This window comes from Cylindrospermopsis raciborskii Cr2010 (assembly GCF_003367075.2).
Classification (GTDB): Bacteria; Cyanobacteriota; Cyanobacteriia; order Cyanobacteriales; family Nostocaceae; genus Raphidiopsis; species Raphidiopsis raciborskii.
Genome location: NZ_CP065936.1, coordinates 284157 through 303229 on the forward strand (window position 1 = coordinate 284157; position 19073 = coordinate 303229).

Annotated in this window: 18 protein-coding genes; 7 read left to right on the plus strand and 11 right to left on the minus strand. The window is 40.8% G+C overall.

What is annotated here, in order from left to right; translation table 11 throughout:
• Positions 1-108: 108 nt before the first annotated feature.
• Positions 109-837: a response regulator transcription factor RpaB gene (rpaB, locus tag C6N34_RS01210; protein ID WP_006275629.1), complete on the plus strand. Its 729-nt coding sequence runs from the start codon at positions 109-111 to the stop codon at positions 835-837.
• The gene (locus C6N34_RS01215) at positions 837-1499 is read left to right on the plus strand and encodes a cofactor assembly of complex C subunit B (protein ID WP_006275630.1); all 663 of its coding nucleotides are present in this window, start codon (positions 837-839) and stop codon (positions 1497-1499) included. The genes rpaB and C6N34_RS01215 overlap by 1 nt, the downstream gene beginning before the upstream one ends.
• On the opposite strand, the gene C6N34_RS01220 is transcribed toward C6N34_RS01215, so the two are convergent.
• The 6 genes from C6N34_RS01220 to psbH all read right to left on the minus strand — a co-directional run bounded on the left by C6N34_RS01220 (position 1491) and on the right by psbH (position 6620).
• Complete coding sequence (locus tag C6N34_RS01220; protein WP_181407062.1) at positions 1491-2918, minus strand: YcjF family protein; 1428 nt, start codon at positions 2916-2918, stop codon at positions 1491-1493. The genes C6N34_RS01215 and C6N34_RS01220 overlap by 9 nt on opposite strands.
• Before the next feature lie 84 nt (positions 2919-3002).
• The gene (lpxD, locus tag C6N34_RS01225; protein ID WP_006275632.1) at positions 3003-4043 is read right to left on the minus strand and encodes a UDP-3-O-(3-hydroxymyristoyl)glucosamine N-acyltransferase; all 1041 of its coding nucleotides are present in this window, start codon (positions 4041-4043) and stop codon (positions 3003-3005) included.
• A gap of 64 nt (positions 4044-4107) precedes the next feature.
• Positions 4108-5349 (minus strand): BaiN/RdsA family NAD(P)/FAD-dependent oxidoreductase, encoded by a 1242-nt coding sequence (locus tag C6N34_RS01230; protein WP_006275633.1) that lies wholly within the window; start codon positions 5347-5349, stop codon positions 4108-4110.
• Positions 5346-5978, minus strand: coding sequence for an aminoacyl-tRNA hydrolase (pth, locus tag C6N34_RS01235; RefSeq protein ID WP_115538870.1), 633 nt, complete (start codon positions 5976-5978; stop codon positions 5346-5348). Before pth ends, C6N34_RS01230 begins: the two co-directional genes overlap by 4 nt.
• A 7-nt stretch (positions 5979-5985) precedes the next feature.
• Entirely contained in the window at positions 5986-6237 is a 252-nt protein-coding gene (locus C6N34_RS01240; protein ID WP_006275635.1) for a TatA/E family twin arginine-targeting protein translocase, read from the minus strand.
• A gap of 179 nt (positions 6238-6416) precedes the next feature.
• Complete coding sequence (gene psbH / locus C6N34_RS01245; RefSeq protein WP_006275636.1) at positions 6417-6620, minus strand: photosystem II reaction center phosphoprotein PsbH; 204 nt, start codon at positions 6618-6620, stop codon at positions 6417-6419.
• Between the two features lie 244 nt (positions 6621-6864).
• Here psbH and psbN point away from each other — a divergent pair, with 244 nt between their 5' ends.
• Positions 6865-7002: a photosystem II reaction center protein PsbN gene (gene psbN, locus C6N34_RS01250; protein ID WP_006275637.1), complete on the plus strand. Its 138-nt coding sequence runs from the start codon at positions 6865-6867 to the stop codon at positions 7000-7002.
• A gap of 54 nt (positions 7003-7056) precedes the next feature.
• Here the strand turns inward: psbN and C6N34_RS01255 are convergent, their stop codons facing one another.
• Positions 7057-10191, minus strand: a complete 3135-nt coding sequence (locus tag C6N34_RS01255; RefSeq protein WP_057177761.1) for an alpha-mannosidase — start codon at positions 10189-10191, stop codon at positions 7057-7059.
• A 37-nt stretch (positions 10192-10228) separates the two neighbouring features.
• On the opposite strand from C6N34_RS01255, the gene C6N34_RS01260 reads away from it, so the two are divergent.
• Together C6N34_RS01260 and C6N34_RS01265 are read left to right on the plus strand one after the other, a co-directional pair.
• Complete coding sequence (locus tag C6N34_RS01260; protein ID WP_115538869.1) at positions 10229-11431, plus strand: hypothetical protein; 1203 nt, start codon at positions 10229-10231, stop codon at positions 11429-11431.
• Between the two features lie 30 nt (positions 11432-11461).
• A complete protein-coding gene (locus C6N34_RS01265; RefSeq protein ID WP_115538868.1) occupies positions 11462-12382 on the plus strand; it encodes a M23 family metallopeptidase in 921 nt (306 codons plus the stop codon).
• Here C6N34_RS01265 and C6N34_RS01270 read toward each other — a convergent pair.
• Positions 12379-12999, minus strand: a complete 621-nt coding sequence (locus C6N34_RS01270) for a L,D-transpeptidase (protein WP_057177758.1) — start codon at positions 12997-12999, stop codon at positions 12379-12381. The two genes, C6N34_RS01265 and C6N34_RS01270, sit on opposite strands and share 4 nt — an antisense overlap.
• 354 nt (positions 13000-13353) lie before the next feature.
• Complete coding sequence (locus tag C6N34_RS01275; protein ID WP_219995524.1) at positions 13354-14079, minus strand: fatty acid desaturase; 726 nt, start codon at positions 14077-14079, stop codon at positions 13354-13356.
• Between the two features lie 629 nt (positions 14080-14708).
• On the opposite strand from C6N34_RS01275, the gene C6N34_RS01280 reads away from it, so the two are divergent.
• On the plus strand, positions 14709-15365 hold the full coding sequence (locus C6N34_RS01280) for a sigma-70 family RNA polymerase sigma factor (RefSeq protein WP_040007870.1): 657 nt from the start codon (positions 14709-14711) through the stop codon (positions 15363-15365).
• Positions 15366-15929: an anti-sigma factor family protein gene (locus C6N34_RS01285; protein WP_006275644.1), complete on the plus strand. Its 564-nt coding sequence runs from the start codon at positions 15366-15368 to the stop codon at positions 15927-15929. It abuts the gene before it with no gap.
• Between the two features lie 4 nt (positions 15930-15933).
• Here the strand turns inward: C6N34_RS01285 and C6N34_RS01290 are convergent, their stop codons facing one another.
• Both C6N34_RS01290 and C6N34_RS01295 read right to left on the minus strand, forming a co-directional pair.
• Complete coding sequence (locus C6N34_RS01290) at positions 15934-18285, minus strand: ATP-dependent helicase (RefSeq protein ID WP_115538867.1); 2352 nt, start codon at positions 18283-18285, stop codon at positions 15934-15936.
• 121 nt (positions 18286-18406) lie between these two features.
• Complete coding sequence (locus C6N34_RS01295) at positions 18407-19069, minus strand: hypothetical protein (protein WP_057177756.1); 663 nt, start codon at positions 19067-19069, stop codon at positions 18407-18409.
• Positions 19070-19073: the final 4 nt, after the last annotated feature.

Consider the following 19073-nt stretch of genomic DNA (forward strand, 5'->3'; position numbering starts at 1 on the left):
TAGAAATTGCTTTTTTAGCTTTTTTGAATTAATAGGTAGAATGATATCTTAATATTATGTATGGTATGAAAATTCCACAAAACAAAATTTAACGGAGAGTAGGAAAACTTGGAAAGTAATAAGGAAAAAATCCTCGTAGTGGACGATGAAGCAAGCATTCGGCGGATTTTAGAAACACGCCTTTCCATGATTGGTTATGATGTGGTAACTGCAGGTGATGGAGAAGAGGCTTTGGAAACCTTCCGCAAAGCGGATCCAGATCTGGTAGTTTTAGACGTGATGATGCCTAAGTTAGATGGTTATGGAGTATGTCAAGAGCTGCGTAAGGAGTCCGATGTCCCCATTATCATGCTAACAGCTTTAGGGGATGTAGCTGATCGGATCACAGGTTTAGAATTAGGTGCAGATGACTACGTAGTCAAACCCTTCTCCCCCAAGGAACTGGAAGCGCGGATTCGTTCAGTTTTACGTAGGGTTGATAAAAATGGGACTACTGGTATTCCCAGTTCCGGGGTAATTCATGTTGGCAACATCAAAATAGATACAAATAAGCGACAAGTTTATAAAGGTGATGAACGGATTCGACTAACTGGTATGGAATTTAGTCTATTAGAATTATTAGTAAGTCGTTCTGGAGAGGCATTTTCCCGTTCTGAGATTTTACAAGAGGTGTGGGGATATACACCAGAGCGTCACGTAGATACTCGGGTGGTAGATGTTCATATTTCTCGGTTGCGAGCTAAATTAGAAGATGATCCCAGTAATCCAGAATTAATCTTAACTGCGAGGGGAACAGGTTATCTTTTTCAACGCATCCTAGAAGCAGGGGAAGATTGATGACTACTAAATCTGATCCAAACAGAATTTTACGCCTTCTCCCCCTAGTAGTTGGAAGTCTGGGTGCTGTGTTGTTGTTGGTGAATCGTGTGTTGACACCCCAGCTTACAGAATCTCAAGCTAGGGGTGATGTTTTGGGGGTGATCCTCAGTGCGGTTTTAATCCTCACTGGACTAATTTGGCAACAAGTACAACCCAAATCCCCTGATACTGTGGAACTGATTGGGAAAGAAGGATTTATTCTAGCATCAGATTTACCAGAAACAATCAAGACCGAATTGGCTTGGGCATCCCGTTTATTATTAACTAATACAGTTACGCGATCGCTCGTTGTTTATTATAAAGGTGAGGTTCTGTTAAGACGTGGAATTTTAGGTTCTAAAGCAGAGGTAATACCTGGACCCATACTAGAAAGAGTTCTGGGGACTCAAAAACCAATTTATTTAGTTGCGCTCAGGGTTTACCCTGGCAAAATTGAATTTGATTATTTACCGGAAAACACACAAGGGGTAATTTGTCAACCTATTGGTAAAGAGGGGGTACTAATCCTAGGAGCAAATGCTCCCCGTAGTTATACGAAACAGGATGAAAATTGGATTGAGGGTATTGCGGACAAATTAGCAGTTACCCTGGAAAACCGAATGGAGCAGCAGTCAAGCTAATATGGTTGAAGGTTTAGTTTGAGGTGATAAGCGTTTAACACCCTGCTTGACAAATATTTCCCATAATGCCAAAGTCTGATTTTCTTGAAATACCCTTTGTAGCACTCGACCTAGTGTTTCCATATTTAACTGGTAGTCAGTTGTTAAAGCTATGTCTTGCTGTTCAAAGTACTCAATTAAACTTAAACCAGCTATTTTAGTTAAATAGGCCGCGCTGACACCTTCTACCATCCCCCCAGCGAAAAAGGTAACAGCATTGGTTTTTAAAATACCCGTTACTGCTTTGGTAGATAATTCCACCAGTCCCAACTTGAACATTAGGGTTGCAAGGGTTCTAGCTACTGTTTGGGCCTGATCGAGGGAGATTTTTTGTTGATAGATATTACCTAAATCCATAACCATTTGACCGGTAATGGCCACAGTTGCTAATATATCCAGAGCGGGTAGGGGATTAGCAAATGCAGCAGCACCAGCGATCCACTGATTTTGTTCTACAATAGGTAAAGAGCGATCGCGTCTAATAGAATTCAAGCAATTTCTAGCTTGGGTTTTTAAAAATAGGGACTTACGCCATGTGGTTGCACAAACCAACTGTGGTGCTTGTTGTGCCAAAATCACCTTGAGCTGTTCTACCAACTGTTGAATATTGGCTGTGGGTTGTTCCATACCCTCTTGAATGGATCCATCAGCAAGATGCTTTCTGACCTTTATGGGTAGGGGAGAAGCAGAAATAGGGAGCACATGACCGGGGAATGTTTGTTGCAGGGACTGGAGAATAATCGCGCGTTCCTCAGTCATATACTGGTCTTGCTTATTAAAAACTAGTAGAACTAATTGTTGAGTAGATCGTAATTTTTGCAAAACGTCTAGTTGGGATGCGGTAAGGTCTCCATTAGTGACAAATAGCACCAAATCAGAGTTTTGTAGTCCTAACAAAATAGCAGCATCACCATCCTGACCGAGTTCCGTAAATAAAGGTGATGTTTCCACCAACTCTAAGGGATTAGCAGATAAATTAGATACAGTTTTGAGGAGATGAATTATGGTACTTTTGCCTACAGACTTACCACCGGTAACCGCCATTTGGACTTCCTTTCTATCTAGCTCCAAAGTCAATTTGGCCAGTTGTTCTTGTAGAGTTGACAGACTGGGGTGATCAGCTACCTCATTGGCGATTTGGTGAATAATAGATTGGGTTTGACTGATAACAGCTTCCACCTTATTTCTATCTGGTGGACTATCATGTAGCTGTTCACCGGGTTGATTTTTGCGCAACAACCATAATCCTCCACCAACTGCTAAAGCACCTAACAAACCCAACTCTGCCATTTGTATGATAGAGTCGTGCCAAGTGTTTAACATCCATAGAGAAAAGGATAATCCTAATCCTCCCACTAATATTGGTTTTTGTAAGTTCACAGTTGCCATTCTCCCGAGCATTATTTTTTAGAATATCTCAAAATCAACCACTAAAGTGATTTCCAGTGGCAATTCCGGTAGTTGCTATGGATTTTTTGATAACTGTTTAAAGAAATTATATATCTCTGGCAACCTGCTATATACAGCAGATACCTTTAAATAGAGTTTATGAGGGAGAGCAGGTGAACCTGAGACTATTTCTCCCGGTGCAATATCGCCATGAACACCAGCTTGGGCGCTAACAATTGCTCCATCCCCTATTTTTACCTGATTGGCAATTCCCGTTTGTCCCGCTAGAATGACCCGGTTCCCCACTTTTACACCCCCAGCTATTCCCGCTTGACCAGCAATAGCACAACCTGAACCAATTTGACAACCGTGACCAATTTGCACTAAATTGTCAATTTTAGTGTGTTTACCAATACGTGTTTCCCCCACCGCTGGACGATCCACCGCACTGTTACAACCTATTTCCACCCCATCCTCCAATACTGTATAACCAGACTGTTCCATTTTTAACCAGCCTGTTGTAGTGGGAACAAAACCAAATCCTTCAGCACCAATCACAGTACCACTGTGGATTACACAGTCCGCACCAATTTGACTGCGTTCATGAATGGCACAATTGGCATGTAAAACCGTGCGATCGCCTATTTTTACATCTGGATAAATAACTACATTGGGATAAATAAAGACACCATTACCAATTTCTGTATTAGCAAGTATGACTACATGGGGGCCAATATAGACATGATCACCGATTTTAACACTAGGGTCAATTACAGCGGTGGGGTGAATGGAGGGGGAGGGTTTATATGGTTGATAGAATAGGGAGATAGTCTGTGCAAACAATAGACGGGGTTGGGGGGTTGCTAACCAGGCCATACCCTGAGCAGTAGCTTGCTGATGCAATTTTTCATCTAGGGGTAAAATCAACACACTAGCTTTTGTGGAGGTAAGCAAGGAGGCAAATTTTGGTCCTTCCACATAGCTGATAGTACCCGCTTGTGCTTCGTCTATAGCAGCAACTCCCCTAATTTCAGGATTCAGTTCTGGGTGGGAGGTCAAACTGTGGGATGTAATATTGTTTTGGAGTTTATCCACAACTTGGCTGAAAGATATCATAATTTGACAGATGTTATTTTATTACCTTGTTAATAATTACCTATTATAACTCATCCTCTTGTATCTACATACCCATTGCACATCCGGCTAAATATGCAGTAGTCCAAGCGCTTTGAAAATTAAATCCCCCCGTAATGCCATCTATATCCAAAATTTCTCCTGCAAAGTATAAACCGGGGACTATCTTACTTTCCATGGTTTTAAAATCTACCTCTTTTAAGTCTACACCTCCGCAGGTGACAAACTCTTCTTTAAATTCACCTTTACCGGTTATTACATATTCTCCTCTATGGACTTCTTGTGCTAACTGATTTAACACCTTACTACTTATTTCTGCCCAACGTTCTTCCACACTAATATTTACTCGGTCGATTAAATATTGCCATAGTCGGTGAGGTAAATCTACACCACGATGGAGTGCTATGGCTTTTTTCCCCCATTCTTGTTTCACATCTAAAAGCTTTTGTTTTACTTCCTCTAGGGATAAATCTGGCAACCAATTAATGTATAATTTCCCCTGGTAGCGGTTTTCGTATAGTAATCTAGCACCATAAGCGGAAAGTTTTAATATTGCAGGTCCGCTCACACCCCAATGGGTAACTAATAAAGATCCCGTTTGTTTTAAAACACCTTTTTCCTGTAAAGACAAAGTTAAACTGACAGAATTAACACTAATTCCAGACAAAGACTGTAGTTTAGGATCGGTAATTTTGAAACTGAATAGGGAAGGTACCGGACTCTCAATATGGTGTCCTAAAGCGCGAGCAATCTTATAACCAACTAAACCACTACCTGTAGCTAAAAGCAAGCGATCGCAATACAGGGAATACACATCCCCAGCTGATTTGCAATCAATTTTAAATTGTCCATTCTGACGCTCTACAGAAACCACGGAAGTGCGAGTTTTTAGTCTTACCCCCCCATGAGCTGCAAACTTAATTAAGCATTCAGCAATAGTTTCAGATCGGTCAGTAATAGGAAAAACCCTTCCATCCGCTTCAGTCTTTAATTTCACTCCATGTTCCTCAAACCAAGCGATCGTGTCCTGGGGTTGAAATCGACTAAAAGCACCACGTAACGCCTTACTCCCTCTTGGATAATTTTGGACTAAATCTTGAGGAACAAAACAGGCATTGGTCACATTACAACGTCCACCACCGGAAATCAGTACCTTAGCAAGGGGTTCCAAACCTGCTTCTAAGAGGGTGACTTGAGCTTGAGAATTGGTCTTAGTACAGGCGATCGCACCAAAGAATCCCGCTGCTCCACCTCCAACAACCACAATTTCTAATGACGACAATTTCAAAGCACACCATTCCAGCTATTACAACGGTTCATGGCCTTTTCCACCCCTTGCTTCAAGGTCAATTCCACACATTCCACCACAAATGCCAAAATCGGATCAATTAATTTTGCTTCCTGGGGGGAAAACTTTCCCAAAACATGAGAAACCGTATCACCATCATCATTATTGGGTAAATTCTTGGGTTTACCAATACCAATACGTAACCGGGGAAAGTTTTGACTATTCAAATGAGAAATAGTGCTTTTCATACCATTGTGTCCACCAGCGGATCCAGATAAACGAAGACGAATCTTTCCCAAAGGCAAATCCATATCATCATAAATTACCAACACCGATTCAGGTGGCAACTTGTACCAACTAGTAACTGCTTGAATAGACTCACCAGAACGATTCATATAGGTTAGCGGTTTCAAAATCCTAATTTTCTTACTTCCCATCGCTAAACCCTCCCCAAACTGTCCTTGAAACTTCCGATTTTCCGTTACAGGAATATGCCAATTACGGGAAATAGCATCAATAGCAGCAAAACCAATATTATGTCGTGTTTGGTCATACTTAGGCTCAGGATTGCCTAACCCAACTATGAGCTGGGGAATAACCAAAGTAGGTGGAGTAATAACTTCTATCATCCGATTATTAGGAATGCTTCTGCTCCTTACTAGACTCTATTTGTTTCGGTTCAATTTCAGCAGTGGTCTTAATAGTCTCCTCCAGTTGTTGAACTTCTTTTTTAAACTCATTTTGAAACTCACTAGAAGCTTGTTGGAAACTACGAATAGTTTTGGCCAAGCTGCGACCAATTTCCGGTAGTTTCTTGGGTCCAAAAATTAACAAAGCTACCACCCCAATCACAACCATTTCCGGTAGACCAATACCAAATATATTCATAAAACCTCACAGTAATTGAACAATTATTTACTTCAACCCTAACAGATTAGACATAAAACTGCTTGTACTTTGACAATCATTTTTGGAGCAGCAAAAATGCAAGGAATCCGTCCCCGCTACTTGAGTAGTAACCGGAGACGGAAATTTCAACCTAAGTTTTTGATTGACATGGATAGAAATCAGCCACCCAAACTGCGCCAGTCTACAAGCACGTCTTGAATCAACAAAGATTTGTTGTAGACCTGCAGAATAATAAGCAAGAATACGAAAAACAAACCCATAAAAACAGCCATTAAAGGAGTTGTACCCCAACCAGGAGCTACCTTACCATATTCAGCGTTTAAGGGTCTGAGGATATCTCCCAATTTAGTCCGTTGTGCCATAGTTCACCTAAGATCAGTTGCCAAAACTTTTTTTTAATTTTCTTATTCCCTATTGTAGGGTGCTGCAATATTTCAGCAGTATTGTAACCTTACATGGGATAATTCTGACTATGAAGATAATACCACTATCCGGGTCACGTAGTTGACTGTTCTGTAGGAAAACTGAAAGTTTTGTAATTCAGGTTTAATTAGAGTTAAGTTTTGTAATATATTATAACATATCTCATAACATAACTTTAAAATCATGGACTTAGACCCCGGTTTAGTGCTAGGTGTTTCCTTTAGTGCCATTCTCGTTGCTATCACTGCTATGGCCATATACACATCCTTCGGCCCACCCAGTAAAGAACTAGCAGATCCTTTTGAGGATCATGAGGATTAGAAGCACAATCAAGAATAGATAAGGGGGTTTTATCCCCTTTCTACTGAGGCAAGTTTATACTTCCCGAGTGAGAACCTGAAACGTGCTGATTTTCCAGGGTGCAATTGGGTTGACGACAGCGGGATAGATATTTCTTTCTAATAAATCAAGCGGGTTACCCAAGGTAAAAAATTCACTTTTTAAATTTAGGGTTGGTAAGTTTGCGGATTGACCATGACATTCATAAAATCTTAGAATAAAGCTTTGTGGATGGTTTTCGCTGACCTTAAAAGCTGTGATAATCAAATTATCTGCTGCTAGTGTGAGGAAACTGTTGTTTTTAAAAACTGGTGATGGTGATTTTTTAGTTTCGGGATCGAGAAGTACATTTAATGGTATATTGAAGTCGTATGCTCTTCTGACAGTTTCTGCTGCTTGCCAACCACCGGTATGGGGATATAAAGCATAATTGAACTGATGTTCTCCCCGATCTGCTTGAGGGTCTGGCCAGTGGGGACTTCTTAATAAAGTCAACCGCATTTGATTACCCTTGATGTCATATCCATATTTACAGTCATTTAGTAAACTTACACCGTAGTTTCCAGTATTTGTATCTGCTGTCAAATCTGCCCATTTTAAAGCGGGTACTTCCCATTTCGCCTGTTCTGATGGTGTGTGGGGATTAGTAGGACGACGGATGACCCCACAGGGTATTTCATAGGTAGCAATGTCGCTGTTGAGATTTAAAAGAAAAGAGGTTTTCACCAATACTTGATCTTCTTGCCAATTTACACTGTTCTCAATTTTAAGGATTGGGCAATTGGTTTGTAAAACATAATCTTGGGTAAATTCGGACTTGCCAATTTGACGTACAACTCGTAACCTTTGTTGGATAATACCCTTTTCTAACCATTCAATCGACTCTAATTTAGCAGGTGGTAGAGGTTTAGATTCATAATCTGGGTCAATATTCCAAGCATCCCAGTATTGTCCTTTATCCGCAAATGCTTGTAGCTGGTTTCCTGCTCCTTGCAGAACCTCTCGAAATTGGATTTTGTCAAATACACTTTCTAGATCTCCCGTTTGTGAATTGACCCTAACTAGTAAATATTCATTTTCCAGATAAAATTCTAAACAAAACTCTTCCCCACATTTGTTTTCATCCACATCCCCGGGAGAAAGCCAATATATTTGATATCCTATGGAAGGGATAGTAGGAATAAACAATAAACCATCCCTGGTTATTTGATATGGTAGCTGATTACCATCGAAGTCGTGAATTAACCAATGTTGAGGATGGGGAGGTTTGATCTTAACCACTTCCGAACGCTCCCAATTGAGTGAGTTAAAGATAATTACCGGAATGCTGTCAGGTTGAGGAGGTTCGGGCAAATTTATATTCCAGGCGATCGCTCTTAGTGATCTATCTAGGAGAGTAGATCCTAACTGTTGAACTTGTTGCCATTCTGGTAAAGCATCATGGTAAACTTGGGTGATGGAAGAACCGGGTAAAATGTCGTGAAACTGGTGAAATAAAACCTTTTTCCAAGCGGTTTCTAGTTCTGTTTTGGGATAGGGTAAACCATAAACAGCAGTAGCAAGGGTGGAGAATAATTCCGCTTGATATAAGAGATTTTCACATTGACGATTCCATCTTTTCTGATCCGCATGGGTGGTATAGCATCCTCGATGAAATTGTAGATATAATTCATCTTGCCATACTGGCAATTTCTCTGGAAGAATTGCCACAGAAGATTTGAGATATTGCCAATAATTTTCGGCGGTGGAAAATTCTATTTCTGGAAAAATGGGGGAATCCTTCCACCTTCTTGCAAGTTCCAACATATCACGAGTCGGTCCACCACCATGGTCTCCTACACCAGGTAACCAAAGAGCATTTACTAAACCGGTTTTAGTTTCCCATGTAGATAGATAATCAGTCATTTTGACTGGATCTATAGTTTCCCCAATGGGTGGTGACATGTAACTTAATATTTGACTACCATCGGGAGATTGCCACCAAAATAAATCATAATCAAATTGACTGGTATCATTCCAGCGGAGCTTTTGGGTGACAAAGAATTCAATCCCTGCTTGAGTGAGAAACCCAGGCAAAGTTCCACAAAAACCGAAAGTATCAGGAACCCACACTATCGGTGATATTTTTCCAAATTTTTCTAGAAAATAAAGCTGACCATATAACAGTTGTCTAACTATTGATTCCCCCGAAATCAAATTCAAATCTGGTTCTACCCAAAAACCACCTAACACTTCCCATTTTCCTAATTTTACCTGGGTCTGAATTTGAGTAAATAACCAAGACTGATGTTCCTCCATCCACGCATATAAAGCTGGTGTGGTATGACAAAAAATTAACTCAGAAAATTCCGTTTGTAATTTTAATACGGACTCAAAAGTTCTTTGTGCTGCTTTCCAAGTTTCTTGGACTGGCCATAGCCATGCTAAGTCTAAATGGGCATGACCTACTAAAAATAGTTTATTATCTTTAATACTTGTTAACTGGTCTATTCTCAAATAGGTTTGACGAATCTTTTCTAACAAGCTCTTCCAGTCTGATTGTGTTTTTATACCACAGCTAAAATTTATTAACTCTTCTACTTCTGTTACTAGTCTATTCCACTCCGTTGATGAAAGATTTTTTCCCCTAGTTTGGGCGATCGCCAACTCATTAGCTATAAGACCAGGATCTATATCATCCCCCGATTCAAAAATCATCTGGGAGTGCATCAAAGCTCCATCACAATGTCCAGGACTTACCAACCGCAATACAATAAAAAACTCATCTTTTGGTTTTACCTCTTGACTTAAAAGCAACCGTGGGGAACAATCAAATAAATCACCCGTTGACAATAAATTACCATTGAGATAAACCTCAACCGCATCCGCCCACCAAGTTAGAGATAAGCGCGCACATAAACCACTTAAAGGATAATCATATAAGCTTTCTGGCACAGTGAACTTTTGTCCTAACCAAAGTATGTGCTTTCCTTGATTCCAACCCACCTGTTGTTTGTCATTTAACTGTATGGGTTGCCAATGGAGGAGGTTTGATTGTATTACATCGGTAATTTCTAGGTCACCTCGCCAACACACCCAGGATGAAAGTATATTAACTTGACAGTGGGAGTGTAATTGTTCAATTTTGTCTGAGAGGGACTGACTGTGTGTTGGGGGGGTGGGATAATTCATAAAAGCAAACCCTAATTAACTAATAAATAAACTCGCAATGTCCTCCGGTTCCTCTAGTCCTTATCAAAGCCAAGTATTTAAATTTTTCAGTCACCAGTCTCGTCGGTTGTCCCAAAAATTGAGAGGTGCTTTCCGCAATTTACAGTTGGCAACAAAATGGGGGGCGGAGGCTTTGCTTTACCCGCTTCATAAGTCATTACAACCTGATGAACCAGTGGGGAAAAGACTGAAAACTTTGTACCCCCCTTTGGATGACCATACATCAATGGAATCACCAATTGTAAAAGTATTGGAACTGGTCAGGAGTTTACCATCTGCAGCTACTTGGGAATCGGAAAATTTACAAAATGTCAAATCCTCGGGTTGGTTTGGTGGAATTGTGCAAAAGTTGACCGGAGGTGCAAAAGATGACCAGTCTGTAAAAAGTAAGACATTACAGTCTCATATTCCTAAGATAGAAGCAATTGCGGTTAATTTAACAAGTCGTGATTTGGTACTTGTGGGGGAAAACAATAAGGTTTTTGATGTTTTAACACCTATACAACAAAAGCAAATTGCTAATAGCATTGAGGAGCAGATAAATAACTATTCTAACAGTAATGTGGAGATTCTAGCTGATCTCCTTCCGCGTGTATTCTCTTATTCACTGGTTTTGGCATCTAAATGTTTGAAACTTGTAGATACAATGCTGGTTAAAATAGAACATCAAGCTCAGTTACCAGCTAATGTGTCTGTTGGGAGTGCCAATGTTTTGGTCTTAATTCAATCTGTCATAGGTTACATTTTTGAAACTAGACAAATTACCTTAATGGGTGAAGAAACTGCTCCTGTTCTCCCTCACGAACTCACGACCAGTGCCAGGTTTTCTCCTAGCTGGGAACAAGTACAGACATCCCATGTTGGGGAAGTTAAGGAAGATTGTTGGTTAACATGGGAGGATTTATTTGGGAGCGATTTTTCTGATGGTGATTCGCGTCAACCCCGACAAATGTCTAGTTATGGTAAAAATTATCAAACTCAAGAAAGTGACCTCAAATTAGGAAGAGAACAAAATAATTATCCATACCACTATTATCAATTCAAGCCTGATTGGATAGAAATCAAAGCCACATTTATTGGTTATGAAAAACACCCATTGGAGCAGATTTTAACCTGGCTAGATCATCTAATGCTATGGATAGAAATCATATTCACCAGCATATTTTATTTTTGCAAGGGGTTGTTAGAATTGGAGCAATGATTTTTAAAAACTGTCACCAGGTTGAAATTGATGAATACTTACCATAAGTTGCGGGTGATTAATCTCACCAGTCTAGGCAAGGTTATCACGGGAATATTGGCAATTACTCCCCTAGCTTGCATCCCGTCAGCAAAAGCATTAGAGGTGCAAATTTTACCACAAACGGTAAAATTGGGAGATACAATCTCAGTATTAATTAAGCCCGATGCGGAACAAACTCTAAATACTGATATCCAAAATCTTATAAAACCTAGTGTTAAAGTTGATGAAAACACATATCCAGCTTTTGCGATCGCACCAAATACCTATCGTTCCCTGATTCCTACTACCCCCCTAGAAAAACCAGGAATAAGAAAAATTACAATACTAGTGGGGGGACAAGAGGAAAAAAAATTAGAGGTAATAGTAGGTAATAGGAAATTTCCGTTACAGAGGATCAACCTACCACCAGGAAAAGCAGGAGTAAAAGCCACAGAATATGAACTAGCTCGTGTAAAACAGTTAAAGGAACTACAAACACCAGAAAAATACTGGAATGGAGTGTTTCTCAATCCCAATAAAGGGAGGATGAGCACGAGATATGGTGTCAGACGGTACTACAATGGCGTATTTGCCCAAGATTACTATCATCGAGGGTTAGACTATGCAGGTGCAGCAGGTTCAGCAGTAATTGCACCAGCAGCGGGGAGAGTAGCATTAGTGGGGAAGGTATCCCAGGGGTTTAGGGTTCATGGGAACGTGGTGGGTATTGACCATGGTCAGGGAGTAACCAGCATTTTCCTCCACTTGAACCGAATTAATGTGAAAGAGGGTGATTTTGTCCAAGCTGGCAACCTCATCGGTACTGTGGGTTCCACAGGTGCTTCTACTGGTCCCCATTTACATTGGGGTTTATATGTCAATGGCAAATCCATTGATCCTATATTTTGGAAAACCAAAACTATTGATTAGTGGCGTACTGATACAGGAGTGCCCAAGTCCACTTGTTCATATAACATTCTTACATCAGGGTTACGCATCCTCAAACAACCATGGGACACAGCACCACCAATCAAATCCTTATTAGGTGTGCCATGGAAACCAATTTCATTCTTACCGTCTGACCAAAAACCAATCCATCGATCTCCCAGGGGACTATCCGTCCCCGCTTCAAATATTTTCCCCGTAATTGGATGTTTCCAAATAGGGTGATGCTCCTTATGTATAACTTTAAAAGTACCCGTGGGAGTCTCCCAACCCTTTTTACCAACTGCAATTGGGTAACTAGCCACCACCTGGTCATAACGATAAACATAAACCCGGCGATCGCTCAAATCGACGACCACATCACTTTGGTTATTTCCCGCTCCGGGAGATGGAGAGTCATTTCCACCACCAAAGAAAAAGCCTTTTAACCCACTATTTGTTTTGTTTTGTTGTGTAGGGACTACCAATCTTGTGTTTTTTTCCCCATCACCAGAATTAGATGAAGAGTTCATATCAGCACCCAAAGCACTATCTCCAATAGTAATACCCGAAGAGAAATCCGGATTGTGCTCATTAGAATTGATATTTGTTCGCAGTATCATGGAAGGGGAATTATTGGACTCATTTGTAAAGGTATACCAATAGAAAACGAGAGAAACAATGGACGTGCCTAAGCAGAGTAACATAAGCATGGGTAGTAAAGGTTTTTTCTTTGCCATTGCAAATAAAGTATAGACTAAACGCTTTAATTTTTTGCCATAGCTGGCCCATTACAATTATTAAACCCTCCGAGAGTGTCAGTTAGCAAAAAATTTATCAGAAATTATCTAATGTAGGATCATCCTGACAAATGGGGTAGAAACTGCAAGAAAATTTTTCCCCATGTATTGACAAATCCTCATGAATGTTAATATTCTGAGGAATCGAGACACCCACAGGTAGGGATCAGGCTAAGCCTATCCCCGGTTCCAGGACACACCATGAGCTGCCAGGATCTGTTGGGCCTTGGTTATCCAAGTAAGGGGGAAACCCGCATCACGGTAGAGGGTGGCCGGGATCTTGTCCTTAATTTCTGCATGGAACTGGGGTAGTTCGCTCCAGTGGCGGCCACATTGGACATGGTGAGCCGTGTGGTAGCCCAGGTTGCAGGTAAAAAAGTTGTACCAGTGATCGGTGATATTATAGGTCGCTTTGTAGGGATCTTTCTCATCCAAACCCGCATGGTGCTCATAGGTGACATAGACTGTCATAAAGAGCAAAAAGGCCATGGGAAATACAAATTGGATCAGGGTATTGACACTGTTCACGGAAGCCAGAGCCAGAAGAACGAGCGCCGTGGCCACCATGTTTTGGATTAGCCTAACCCGGATTTTAGGATACTTTTTGCCCACCTTTAAGGCTTTAGGATAAGCTTGAGTTGTAACAGTCCACGCATATTCTAGGGGGGGCATTGTCCGGCCTTTCTCGTCTTTCCAGGCGGACTCATCCTTCGTTTGGTCAAGGTAGTTAACGTGGTGACCAAAGATATGGTGCAAAACCCAGGCTTCGCCGACAATTCCTGTTTGCAACCCCATCACTAGTTCCAGGGCGCGATTGGCCCACTCTGGATAAAAAAACTTGAGGTGCTGATGGTGGTGATTCCAGCAACAAATGCAACCCTTAATATTTAAGCTAATCAACATCCAAATGATGGGTATAAGGGGGGAAGGGCTAAATAAGAAAACCGCTAAATCGACTCCTAGAACCACAAGGATTGCTGCAATCAGATAAGCGTCTATTTTTTTTCTCAAGAACATATGGATGAACAAGGTTGTCGCAATGATACTATCGGTATCCCATGATCGAGGGCAATCTAGGGATTCCAGAGGTTTCCATTAATTCTACTTCCTTTGAGGGAAGTGCACCCCTCTATTTTAAGCTCTTACCCTGACTGGTGTCCAGACCCACTTTGGGAAGGTCAGCAAATTTTCTTTTGTTTTTCACTGATTCCAAGAGGGGAAGCAGTCCCCTTGTATACATTTAACTCGTGGGCAGGGTTACGCCCTGTTTTATCAGGGTGCGAGATCCCGTAGGGAGTCCTTCCCCATCGCATTTATATATATCCTGTTGGTTTGTTGGGTTTCGTGCCTCAACCCAACCTACGATTATCCACGACAAAACCAGTCGGTTTCCAACCGACTTGCGCTTTGAGACAGGGAATGAATTCCCTGTCTCCCTGACAAATAGAGAAGTGCAATTGTTTTGAAGGTTGGGAACATAAAAAATTAGACTCAGTCTAATAGATAGAGATTATTTTATGCCAGTGGGATCTATGAGTCAGTCTATTGCTGTATCCTGGTCAACTGTTGATGCCAATTATTCACAAGCATCGGTGCAAGTTGATAAACTCTCAAATCAGGATCTTATTTTGCGCTGTCAATCTGGACTGCGCCCGGACAAAGCAGCTTTTGCTGAATTGCTGCGCCGCTATCAGGCCCAGGTGGATAGGGTACTATATCACTTGGCTCCCGACTGGTCTGACAGAGCTGATTTGGCTCAGGAGGTGTGGATTCGAGTCTATCGGAACATTCACCGATTACAAGAACCTGCTAAATTTCGCGGTTGGTTAAGTCGAATTGCCACTAATTTGTTTTATGATGAGCTACGTAAGCGCAAAAGGTCTGGTAGTTCTTTGTCCCTAGATGCTCCTCGTTTAGCAGGGGATGGGGAAATGGATTGGGAAATTGCTAGCGATACACCAAGTCCGGAAGAACAACTCAGAACTAGGGAATTTTATGAGCAACTGCGGGAAGCTATTGCTGATTTACCAGAGATTTTTCGTACTACTATAGTCCTCAGAGAAATCGAAGGTTTAGCATACGAAGAAATTGCTCAAATTACTGGTGCTTCCCTAGGAACGGTCAAATCTAGAATAGCTAGAGCTCGTTCCCGACTGCAAAGCCAACTACAAAGTTATCTGGATGGTTAAGTGGATTCACAGGAAAATTCCTCTAGTTTACCCGTGGTTAAAGCGAATATGGATAGGTTTAATTATCAGGAATATCATGAAGGGGATCAGTTTGAACTGTTAAGCGCATACTTGGATGGTGAGGTTACAGCTACTGAACGTCAGCGGATAGAGCAGTGGTTGGCAACGGATGAATCCGGTAAGCGTTTGTACATGAAACTGCTAAGGTTGAGGCATGGTGTCCGATCCATGCCTGTGCCAAGCTGTTACGCTGCGTCTTCGGAGTTATTTGATCTTGTTTGGAAACGCATAATTTTCCGTCGTCGGATAAATTGGATGTGGGGTGGTGCTGCTATTGCAGCTTGTGTTATTGGTTCCCTATCAGGAATTTTGCCAGGAAATACTTCCAGGTTACAACTAGCACAACAGAAGATAGATAGTGTCCAAACACAAGCACCAATCTCTCCTTTAATGGTCGCCCTCAATAACCCAATAGTTGAAATTCCCAAAACTGCTGTGGTGCGACCAGCAAAAATTGAGGAAATAGACTATATTCAAGAGGAGATGGAGTTTGAGGGGAATTAGGCAATTAGGCGATCGCATTGAGAGCTGTAAATACTGGAGATGGCAAAAGGTCTTGCAAACTATGTGGTTTTGTCCATGTGAAGGGTGCTCTTTTCGCAGCGGACATCCAGAGGAGTTTTTTTGCTCTGGTCATGGCTACATATAGTAATCTGTATTCCTCTGCTAGTTTTAAATCTTTAGCTTCTTCCCATGCTTGTTTAAGCTCAAAAAGACTTTTGTTTGAGTTGTGATTGACATTTTGCTGGAAATTATTCATGGTTTCTGTCCCTTGATGGAGTGCAGTGCGAATTTGGGCGCGAGCAACTTCTGCTAGGCTAAAATCACCTAAGAATTGACTTTGGGGTTTTACCCACAATTTGCCAGGAATTAGATTTTCATGCAAAAAGGGTAGGAACACATAGTCCCAGTCTAGACCTTTGGCTTTGTGCATGGTGATAATTGTTAACTGACCTTTTTTTATATATTTATCTTCATGGTTTTCTGTATCCACCGCTTCAAATTTTTCCGAATTGACTATTTCCACTAATGCATGAATTAGGGAACTTCTCGATCTATCCCCGGTAATTTGGAGATTAACTTTTTCTGCTAATTTATCTGCTGTAGCTAACTCCCCTTGATCATAGTTTAGACTTGAGGCCAAAAAGTAAATTATCTGATATACTGGTATTTCCCATGCTCCTTGCAATAAGTTCCTACATTGTTGAGCAGCTTCCTTAACTACTTGTGTTTGCACCTTAGTGAACGGTGTAGGATATAAAAATTCCTCGGGTAAAATTGCCAAGCTATTAACGTCTTGAGCAGCTATTAATTGTCTTTGCATCAGCACGGTTAATGCAGTTTTTAAAAAATCCTGGGAATGGGGGCGATCGCAAAACTGCAATAAAGCTAAGATTTCTTTTGGTACTTGGGAACGTCTTTCTGTTTCTGCTACCTCATATAGTTCGATATGATGCTGGTTACATATTGGTTCTATATTTTCTGCTAACCATTTACCTTGGCGATTTTCTCTCACTAATATAGCAGCAGTACCTACATTAGTTTTGAATAGTTCTACAATCTTTTGACCTATCAGTTCAACAGTGTGATGAATGTCATCAGGTGTATGTAGTTCCAATCCTTTTCCTACAGGTGCAGGATTGGCATCGGTTTGCGGATCACCAATATTGACGACTTGAATTTTCTGATTTAGGAATGGTGGTTTTTTTGGTGAATGATTTTGTAGATTCCTTTTGGACCATTGGTGATTTACCCATTCCAGAACAAAGTTAGCCGCATCAATAATAATTCTACTACTGCGTCCAGCTTGGTTCATAGTTGCCAGTCTTTGTTCCCCAGCACATTGTTCACAAAATTCCCGAAAATAAATGGGATCTGCAGGCGTAAAAGTGGAATTAATAGCTTGATTAGAATCACCAACCCTGACCAAATTCAAGGTTGTTTTTCCTCCGTTGCTATCTTTTCTTTCTGCCAATATTTCTAATAGTTGAGTTTGTAGCTGACTAGAGTCTTGTGCTTCGTCTTCAAAAACTGCAAAAATCTTATTTTTTTCAATTCGTAACGCACTGGGATTTTTGAAAACTTCTAAAGCTGCCAAAATCATATCATCATAATCAATCAAACCTTGGGACTTCATTAACTTTTCATACTCCTCATATAGTCCCGCTGCAATCCGCAAAATTTGATAGGAGTTTTGAGTTTTCTCACTCCATTGATAGAGAGTTTCCGGTACAATCCCAGAACTTTTAGCCTCATGAATTGTGGTATAAGCTAAATCTGGCAAAATCTCCGTTCTTAAAACCGATTGACGACGCAGTTTCTCCGTTTCTTCCCCATCAAATTGGTGTCCTTCTAATAAACGATAATACATGGTGGGATGCTTGCTAATCCACTGCTCTACAGCTATACTAATTAAACGATGACTCCGATTAGGAGTAATTAACTTCACCTGGTCTAACTCCAAACCAGACAGTTGGGGATAACGAGTGGCAATATTTAAAGCCAAACCATGTAATGTATAAACCACAAACCCCTTTTGTGGTAGAGATAGTTCCCGCAATTTTTCACAAATCTTTAATTTCAGGTTCATAGCAGCTGACTTGGTAAAAGTCACTAGGACTAATTGGGAACGGGAGTGGGAGTAATACTGACGCGCTATGGCAATAGCTGCTGCACTAGCCATTCCCGTAGATTTACCCGCACCAGGGACAGCGGAAACAGCTAATGGTCCCCCCAACCAATCAGCCATTTGCACCTGTCCAGGACGCAATTTTTGCCGAATCTGTTGGATTTTGACCTCTAGTCTATGTTCTCTATCTTGAGAGTCCCATTTTTCACTATTTAAATTCTCAAGTTGCATGGATTTGCTCTGATGATTCTGAATCTTAATCGCGGGTTAAGTAGGGAGGCACAATTATTTAATTCCACCCACCCACTTAATTTTATTGTGATTTGTTTATTGCTCACATCACCCCAATTCTTTAGTGGAGATTGAGATGGTTGGTAACAATCTTTTTGAGGATTTTTAGGATGATTTCTCCCTCATTTTTGGAACTATATTCCCTAGAAAACTCCAGTTCCATTCTTAACTTTTCAGATTCCATACCTTCAATTTTAGCATGGACAAAAGTCCAAACATCAGCAATCGTATAACACCCATATACTTCTTGGGGATCTTGTCTATCCTCTTGCCAATTCAATCTTCCAGCTGTTAGCAGTTGGCCATATAATTGGGATAGAGGATTTTGATTATCTAAACCCTTTTTCGCTTCCACCACCACCAGGTATGGAACTTCTACACTATCAACCACGCTCCTAGCTAGTAAACCATCAGCAATTCCTTCTAATTCAAATTGGGGATATTTTGCCTGCAACAATACTTCCGCTAATGCTTGAATTTTACCCCTTTCTGCTAACAGTAAAAAGGGGTAAATTCCCCTAGCCCAAATGGTGGCTTCATTCATTAAATGAATAGAATAATTTAATAAATGAGATTGTATATAGCCCACCTGTTGCTGTTCATCTTGAGTTATGGTTATACTCTCAAGGTCTAACCATTCATAACTCCCAATTCCCTTTTCGTCTAATTGCACAAATCTTTTTAAATCAGATTTAGAAATCTTGGACAGGGTCAACTTTTCCATATCT

What these genes read in the sequence shown, in the direction of transcription:
- C6N34_RS01215 (WP_006275630.1), top strand. Translation starts at nt 837, where the DNA reads ATGACTACTAAATCTGATCCAAACAGAATTTTACGCCTTCTCCCCCTA.
- lpxD (WP_006275632.1), bottom strand. Translation starts at nt 4,043, where the DNA reads ATGATATCTTTCAGCCAAGTTGTGGATAAACTCCAAAACAATATTACA.
- pth (WP_115538870.1), bottom strand. Translation starts at nt 5,978, where the DNA reads ATGATAGAAGTTATTACTCCACCTACTTTGGTTATTCCCCAGCTCATA.
- C6N34_RS01240 (WP_006275635.1), bottom strand. Translation starts at nt 6,237, where the DNA reads ATGAATATATTTGGTATTGGTCTACCGGAAATGGTTGTGATTGGGGTG.
- psbH (WP_006275636.1), bottom strand. Translation starts at nt 6,620, where the DNA reads ATGGCACAACGGACTAAATTGGGAGATATCCTCAGACCCTTAAACGCT.
- psbN (WP_006275637.1), top strand. Translation starts at nt 6,865, where the DNA reads ATGGACTTAGACCCCGGTTTAGTGCTAGGTGTTTCCTTTAGTGCCATT.
- C6N34_RS01255 (WP_057177761.1), bottom strand. Translation starts at nt 10,191, where the DNA reads ATGAATTATCCCACCCCCCCAACACACAGTCAGTCCCTCTCAGACAAA.
- C6N34_RS01260 (WP_115538869.1), top strand. Translation starts at nt 10,229, where the DNA reads ATGTCCTCCGGTTCCTCTAGTCCTTATCAAAGCCAAGTATTTAAATTT.
- C6N34_RS01265 (WP_115538868.1), top strand. Translation starts at nt 11,462, where the DNA reads ATGAATACTTACCATAAGTTGCGGGTGATTAATCTCACCAGTCTAGGC.
- C6N34_RS01270 (WP_057177758.1), bottom strand. Translation starts at nt 12,999, where the DNA reads ATGATACTGCGAACAAATATCAATTCTAATGAGCACAATCCGGATTTC.
- C6N34_RS01275 (WP_219995524.1), bottom strand. Translation starts at nt 14,079, where the DNA reads ATGTTGATTAGCTTAAATATTAAGGGTTGCATTTGTTGCTGGAATCAC.
- C6N34_RS01280 (WP_040007870.1), top strand. Translation starts at nt 14,709, where the DNA reads ATGAGTCAGTCTATTGCTGTATCCTGGTCAACTGTTGATGCCAATTAT.
- C6N34_RS01290 (WP_115538867.1), bottom strand. Translation starts at nt 18,285, where the DNA reads ATGCAACTTGAGAATTTAAATAGTGAAAAATGGGACTCTCAAGATAGA.
- C6N34_RS01295 (WP_057177756.1), bottom strand. Translation starts at nt 19,069, where the DNA reads ATGGAAAAGTTGACCCTGTCCAAGATTTCTAAATCTGATTTAAAAAGA.